The organism is Meiothermus cerbereus DSM 11376, assembly GCF_000620065.1.
Lineage (GTDB): Bacteria > Deinococcota > Deinococci > Deinococcales > Thermaceae > Meiothermus > Meiothermus cerbereus.
The window spans coordinates 1-5,535 of the sequence record NZ_JHVI01000047.1; the positions used below are offsets into that span (position 1 = coordinate 1).

Below are 5,535 nucleotides of genomic sequence, written 5' to 3' on the forward strand. Positions count from 1 at the left end.
GTGCGCGACGTGCGTGAGCTATCGGTGGACGGCGAGTTGAGCATTGACGACTTGAGAACGCTCGCGAGTATGGCCGACCAAAGGAGCGCGCCTGCAAGGCTAGCTGTGATGAGCGGCCGTAGCTTCCGCACCATTCTCGAGAGCCGGATCGCTGCGCGTCAGGGGAGGGATGTACGATGAGCTAGAAAATCCTTTACCCGCTGTTGTGCGGTTTGGTCTTGGCCTCGAGCCTGAGCCTGGTCTCCGCTAAACCTTCCCCCGGCCGCTCGACAAGCGACCCCTTCACCGTGCAGGGAGCTTCTCGCGCGTCGGATGCCAAAGCGGACTGCGTGGTTCAGATGGGCAGGGGATCAGCCACCGCTCGCAACACCGCCACCACCTCCAGCAACCGCCCCGTCGCCAACCTGTACTACCCCAGGTATCTCGCGGCCAAGGCGGTGCTGGTTTTCACAACCTTCGCAGGCGGTAGGCAACTCGTGGCCCAGTCGGACTATAAAGAGAGCTACAGCGGGAACATGGGTGCGCTCACTGCCGACACAACGTACACCTACAACTGCGCGGACTTTGCCAACCTTTACTCTGGTATTCTCGGATACGGCTTCCACAAAGCCCTTCCTGCGAACGACGACCCGACCCCCAACGGAGGCCGCACCGTCGTCTACTCGGATAACAACGGCGGTCAATACTCCTGGCAACCCTGGTAAGCAGGCATGGGCCGAGGCAGGGAATTTCCGCCTTGGCCCGTAGCTTTGACTGGGCTAAAGCACGCGGGGAGAACCATGCGAGATGCCCTACTGCTGTTAATAGCTGTCGCTGTCCTGGCCTCTGTGGGCCTTAAGTTTTTCGCCGCTGCCCCCCTTTCCGCTCAGCGGGCAGGGTGTTTTTCGGCGAACGAAGCCGGTTTCACTAACGGCGTGGCGCTCAGTCCCGCAGGGGACCGCTCCAGCCTCGACCTACGCCTCGCACTGGTTAAAGCTCCGGTGCCGACAATAAATTTTGACGCTTTCGTGTTCGTGAACGGGCGCTTGCAGCACATCGAGTCCAACATCGCTGTGGCCTGCGACCGGCCCGCGACGCGCTCGGTACCCTTACGCATCAGCCTCCGGGATTCGGTGTCGGTGGTGTTCACCCGGCACATCGCAGACAAAACCGGTTCGGCTAGTGAGCTAGTGCGTAAAGGGGATTTGTCCCGGCTTGAGCCAAGGCTTCTTTCCGACGTAGTCACGGTCGCTAACGGGGAGAGACTCGGCGAGTGGGCCAGCCCCGCCGACAGCACACCCGCACACCCTGACAGGCCCACCCTCAGCCACATCTCGGCGGTAGGAGAAGCGATCAACACCTTCGGGGGGATCATCCGCATCAGCACCGAGAGGCAACCGGTCGAGGTGCTGATCTACAACGACACCGCCAGGGCCACGACGTACCATCTCGTCTGCTTACATAACTACACACAGCTCGCCTTCGTGGGCGGTCAATCTCTCATCACACTGCGGCTGCCAGCAAACCAATACGCAACCGTCAGGGCAATGCTCGAGGTGCCCGCCGAGGGTGAACTGGGCCTAGTCCACTGCTACTCGCTCTACTCCTACGGAGCTTCCGCCAAGCAGCCGGTAGAAGTGACCCCGATCTGGCCCGCCTTCACCCTTCGCGGGGCGATACGGTGAATAGCACCAGCCTGCTTAGGCCGTTTATGGAGGTTAAGCTCACCATAGCGGCTCCGCTGCCCCTGGCCTTGTCCGCTGGTCTTGGTGGCCTGGTCTACCTCAGCGTCACCGGGCCACTGCCTGCTTGGATTTCGCCATTGGCCCTCCTGGCCGTCTTCGCCTTGGCCCACCGACAGGCCTCATGGCAGAACCGGGGCCTGGTTATGGCGAGCTACCTTTTCAGCATCAATCTGCTGGTTACCCGCTCCCTATTCGGCCTGTACAGCATAGAACCAGCGGCCATCGCCACGTTATACGCGCTGATCATTCTATATATAACGGCGCTTTCCGCCGTTGCCACCGCCACCTTCCCCAGTACGCTCACCCCGTCGCGTATCCTGCTGTTTGCATCCTCGATGAGCTTATTCGACCGAGTGTGCTCCGACCCCGACCTGCTGCACAACCGCGCGGTTCCGTTCTCATACCGGATTCAAAAAGATAATCTTCAAACAAAAAGCGCTAAGAGGCTATCTTTTTGAATCCTAGAGCACTCCCTTCGGTCGGGTTAGTTCGTCACCGTTCGGTGACGAACTAACCGAATCTGGTATCACACGGTTACTACCTCTTCTCTCCCGCGTTGTCTGGGCTTTACGCGCAACTAGGGATGTACGGGGCGAGCTTTGTAATCTATGCCGCCCTGCTGCTGGGCCTGTGGGCCTTTTACCACCACCGGGCTACCGGTGTGGCGGTGTTCGCCATCGGGGTAGCCCTCGCCATCGTGCTGAGCAGCGCGTTACCGCAGCCGCAGCTTGAGGGCTACCTCGAGGTCAACTTGGTGCAGCCAGGCATCGTTGGGGACGGCGAGCATTTTGTCACACGCAGCGAGGACTACTTGCGCCGCGAACTCTCCCCGCAACTCAGGGGTGGGGCGCTAAATGTGTTGCCTGAGAGCAGCCTATTCAACTATGACTTCGACACCGACCACCTAGGGCTGCTCGCCCACGACAACTTGCTTATTGGGGGCACCATCCGCAGCCAGTCCTTGGTTTACAACTCCGTGGTTCTGTTACAAAAAGGGCGGGTTACCGCCCGCTATAACAAGATCTTCCTGGTACCAATCGAGGAGGACGCCCGGCTTCAGGCGGGCAATGAGCGGCAAACCAACACCCTCCGCTTCGGTGATGTGATTCTGGGCGTGGGTATTTGCTACGAGTCTGCCTTTGAGCGGATCGGCCTGAAAGCCGTCCATAATGGAGCGCAAGCCCTGCTGTTTCTTTCCAACACCCAAAGCCCTCCAGCCACCGCTCTACAGCTCAGGAGTGTGCAGGTACGTTCGGCGGAGACCGGGAGGGTCGCGCTGTTTGTCGGGATGGCGGGGAACACCTCGATGACAGATGCCAAAGGCAAAGTAGTGTGGCGAATGCCCTGGGCTAGCTCCGAACGCCGGGCAATATCCGTCCCGCTCTACTCCGGCCTCACCAACGCGGCGCACTTTTCAGCCCAATTGAGCTACATTTTGGTGGCAGTCACGTGCGCTACTTTGGTGAGCCTTCTGTGGAAAGGGCTGCACAGAAAAGCCGAGAGGGATCATCAAGGCAGGCGCGACTTTCTATAAAACTCAAAACTTGCATTGCCCGAATATCCCGCATAAACACGTGCCACCTGCTCCTCCTAAGGCACGGAGTTCCTGCAAGAGCCTGCGCAAAGAAGTTCGGGGAAGAGGAGCCGAACCGCAGACCGCGCCGCAATAGCACGCCATACTGCTCCCATTCTAGTGAGGCAGGGATGCTTGTTTCATGTGATCCTCACGCCAGACTCCGCCGGTAGGTCAGCGCCTCGGCCAGGTGGGCCTCCTGGATGCGCTCCGACCCCGCGAGGTCGGCGATGGTGCGGGCTGTCCGCAGGATGCGGTCGTAGCTCCTTGCGGTGAGGGCTAAGCGTTTAGTAGCCGCTTGCAAGAGGGCTTCACTGGAGGGGGAAAGCACCGTGTGCTGGCGCAGCGCTCTACCGAAGAGTTCGCTATTGAGCTTCCCCTGGCGGGCCTTCATCCTCTCCCTTGCCGCCAGCACCCGTTCCCGCACCGCGGCGGTGGACTCCCCTTCCGGTGCGCGGGCGAGTTCCTCGGGGGTGAGCCGGGGGACTTCCACCACCAGGTCGAAGCGATCGAGCAGGGGGCCCGAGATGCGCCCGCTGTAGCGCATCCGCTGGGCAGGGGTGCAGCTACAGGGCCTTTCCGGGTCGCCGTGCCAGCCGCAGGGGCAGGCGTGTGCAGGGCAATCGGGGTATTCAAGGTAACATGACCTACTTTCTTCCTCGACAAAAACCGGGGCCGGTGGGAAAGGTGGTGGTACGGGAGGCGCTGGTAGCGGAATACTGGAAGACCCGGGCTTCAATCCGCAGCCTGGCCCGGAAGTATGGGGTGAGCAGCGGGACGGCCTGGAGGTGGGTGAGTGGGAAAAGGGCTAGGCGCTTTTGAGGTTATGTTCCTGCAGGGGGCTATGGCCCTTGATGGTTGCAAAGTGGGCATCGCCAAAGTGCCACAGTTCGCAGCCATGCACCAAGGCCGCTCCGGCGATCAGCAAGTCCACCGTGGGTACCCGCTGGCCGGAACGGGCCAGATCGTAGGCCAGCTGGCCGGCCACCCCCGCCTCTTCGCTTCCCAAGGGTAGCCAGAGCAGGGCCTGCAGGTCAGCGGCGAGAAGACCGTAGTCTTTCTCGCTCTTTGCGCCGGACAGAAGTTCCACGGCAATCGGCGCTAGGACCGCGATCTCATGTACCTCCAGGGCGTTACCCAGGGCTTGCTTGACCTGGCGGGCACCCTTGGGGTGATAAAACTCAATCCAGGCCGATGTATCTACCAAGATGCGGGCCACTAGCGGGACTCCCGCAGCGCGCGCAGGGTTTCCTGGGTGAGCTCGAGCTCCACCCGCCCGGCGTGGGCCCGGATGCCCCGGCGGCGCTGCTGGCGCACCAGCTCCTGCAAGGCCCGCTCAATGGCCTCGCGTTTGGTGCGTACCCCTAGCACCTGGCGGGCCTCTTCTAGCAGGGCTTCGTCAATTTCGATGGTCATGCGGGGCATGGTGTCCTGAGTATACACGCTCTTGGGTGCATTTAAGTGTGCTTCAAAGTCGGATGTAACAGTCAAGACCCCAACCACCCTGTGATCCGCTTATGGGTGAGCATCTACAGTGGGCTGGATGGCAGAATGATGGCCTGGGTCAACGTCCTGGGGATTAACCTAAATGGAGACATCATCTCCCAGGGCGCAATTGTCCCCGAAACCCCCCTGCTGCCCGAGTTTTCCAGGTGCTAGCGCGGAGCGGGGCTTACCCCTTGCCCCTGAAGGAAGCGACATGAGAGCAGCAACCTTGATATTGCTCACCCTTAGCCTGAGTGCCTGTAGCCTGCTCTACCCGATGTATCCCATTGAGGCTAAGGTGGTAGAAGGCACTTACTCCCGCTCCATTTTGGAGAGTGACGGCTACTGGGTGGTCACCAAACCCTTCGACAGCTACAGCTTCTATTTCACCCTGCGCAAGACCGACACCGCTGATCCTGCTCTGGACAACCAGTGGTTCTGGCTCACCGCTGAGTCCTCGGGGTATGACGTCAGCCTCAACCAGCGGCAGGCGCGGTTCGGCGAGCTGCTGGTGCTCAACGTCAGGAACAAGCCGGGCCAGCCACCCCCTCCCGCAGGTCAGCGGGGCGTGGTGGTCTTGGTGAGTTTCACAGAAAGGGGGAAAGGAAAAACGCGGTCCATACGGTTTGTGGTGAACGACCTCAGCGCGAGGAGGTAGGGTCGGCATGTTTAGGAGGAGAACGGTGAAAGCAGTGGGTTTGGCGGTGTTGGCGGGTTTGGCCTTTTTGGTGGCCGGTTGTGGCACGCAAAAGG

Annotated in this window: 10 protein-coding genes and 1 pseudogene; 8 read left to right on the forward strand and 3 right to left on the reverse strand. The window is 60.7% G+C overall.

The window, feature by feature from the left end; genetic code table 11:
• The 5 genes from Q355_RS17035 to Q355_RS0113010 form a co-directional block, all read left to right on the forward strand.
• Positions 1-180 (forward strand): hypothetical protein (locus Q355_RS17035; protein ID WP_211247179.1); only part of this gene is annotated, 180 nt, incomplete at its 5' end.
• A 158-nt stretch (positions 181-338) separates the two neighbouring features.
• Positions 339-704: a hypothetical protein gene (locus tag Q355_RS0112995; protein ID WP_156941930.1), complete on the forward strand. Its 366-nt coding sequence runs from the start codon at positions 339-341 to the stop codon at positions 702-704.
• A 123-nt stretch (positions 705-827) separates the two neighbouring features.
• Entirely contained in the window at positions 828-1,664 is an 837-nt protein-coding gene (locus tag Q355_RS0113000; protein WP_156941931.1) for a hypothetical protein, read from the forward strand.
• Between the two features lie 26 nt (positions 1,665-1,690).
• The gene (locus Q355_RS0113005) at positions 1,691-2,182 is read left to right on the forward strand and encodes a hypothetical protein (RefSeq protein WP_027878172.1); all 492 of its coding nucleotides are present in this window, start codon (positions 1,691-1,693) and stop codon (positions 2,180-2,182) included.
• A 125-nt stretch (positions 2,183-2,307) separates the two neighbouring features.
• A complete protein-coding gene (locus Q355_RS0113010; protein ID WP_027878173.1) occupies positions 2,308-3,258 on the forward strand; it encodes a nitrilase-related carbon-nitrogen hydrolase in 951 nt (316 codons plus the stop codon).
• Positions 3,259-3,448: 190 nt separating this feature from the next.
• Here the strand turns inward: Q355_RS0113010 and Q355_RS0113015 are convergent.
• A pseudogene (locus Q355_RS0113015) lies at positions 3,449-3,904 on the reverse strand (magnesium chelatase subunit ChlI family protein); the annotation flags it as partial.
• A 35-nt stretch (positions 3,905-3,939) separates the two neighbouring features.
• Between Q355_RS0113015 and Q355_RS16940 the strand changes: the two are divergent.
• Positions 3,940-4,119, forward strand: coding sequence for a hypothetical protein (locus Q355_RS16940; protein WP_169735549.1), 180 nt, complete (start codon positions 3,940-3,942; stop codon positions 4,117-4,119).
• On the opposite strand, the gene Q355_RS0113020 is transcribed toward Q355_RS16940, so the two are convergent.
• Complete coding sequence (locus tag Q355_RS0113020) at positions 4,106-4,516, reverse strand: PIN domain-containing protein (RefSeq protein ID WP_027878175.1); 411 nt, start codon at positions 4,514-4,516, stop codon at positions 4,106-4,108. The genes Q355_RS16940 and Q355_RS0113020 overlap by 14 nt on opposite strands.
• Positions 4,516-4,722 (reverse strand): type II toxin-antitoxin system VapB family antitoxin, encoded by a 207-nt coding sequence (locus Q355_RS0113025; protein WP_027878176.1) that lies wholly within the window; start codon positions 4,720-4,722, stop codon positions 4,516-4,518. Before Q355_RS0113025 ends, Q355_RS0113020 begins: the two co-directional genes overlap by 1 nt.
• 81 nt (positions 4,723-4,803) lie before the next feature.
• Here Q355_RS0113025 and Q355_RS16800 point away from each other — a divergent pair, with 81 nt between their 5' ends.
• Together Q355_RS16800 and Q355_RS0113035 are read left to right on the forward strand one after the other, a co-directional pair.
• Entirely contained in the window at positions 4,804-4,956 is a 153-nt protein-coding gene (locus Q355_RS16800; protein WP_156941932.1) for a hypothetical protein, read from the forward strand.
• A gap of 103 nt (positions 4,957-5,059) precedes the next feature.
• Positions 5,060-5,440, forward strand: coding sequence for a hypothetical protein (locus Q355_RS0113035; protein WP_245597583.1), 381 nt, complete (start codon positions 5,060-5,062; stop codon positions 5,438-5,440).
• Positions 5,441-5,535 lie beyond the last annotated feature (95 nt).

Bases quoted from the DNA above. Each gene is read 5' to 3' on its own strand.
- Q355_RS0112995 (WP_156941930.1), top strand. From the start codon at position 339: ATGGGCAGGGGATCAGCCACCGCTCGCAACACCGCCACCACCTCCAGC.
- Q355_RS0113005 (WP_027878172.1), top strand. From the start codon at position 1,691: ATGGAGGTTAAGCTCACCATAGCGGCTCCGCTGCCCCTGGCCTTGTCC.
- Q355_RS0113010 (WP_027878173.1), top strand. From the start codon at position 2,308: ATGTACGGGGCGAGCTTTGTAATCTATGCCGCCCTGCTGCTGGGCCTG.
- Q355_RS16940 (WP_169735549.1), top strand. From the start codon at position 3,940: ATGACCTACTTTCTTCCTCGACAAAAACCGGGGCCGGTGGGAAAGGTG.
- Q355_RS0113025 (WP_027878176.1), bottom strand. From the start codon at position 4,722: ATGCCCCGCATGACCATCGAAATTGACGAAGCCCTGCTAGAAGAGGCC.
- Q355_RS0113035 (WP_245597583.1), top strand. From the start codon at position 5,060: ATGTATCCCATTGAGGCTAAGGTGGTAGAAGGCACTTACTCCCGCTCC.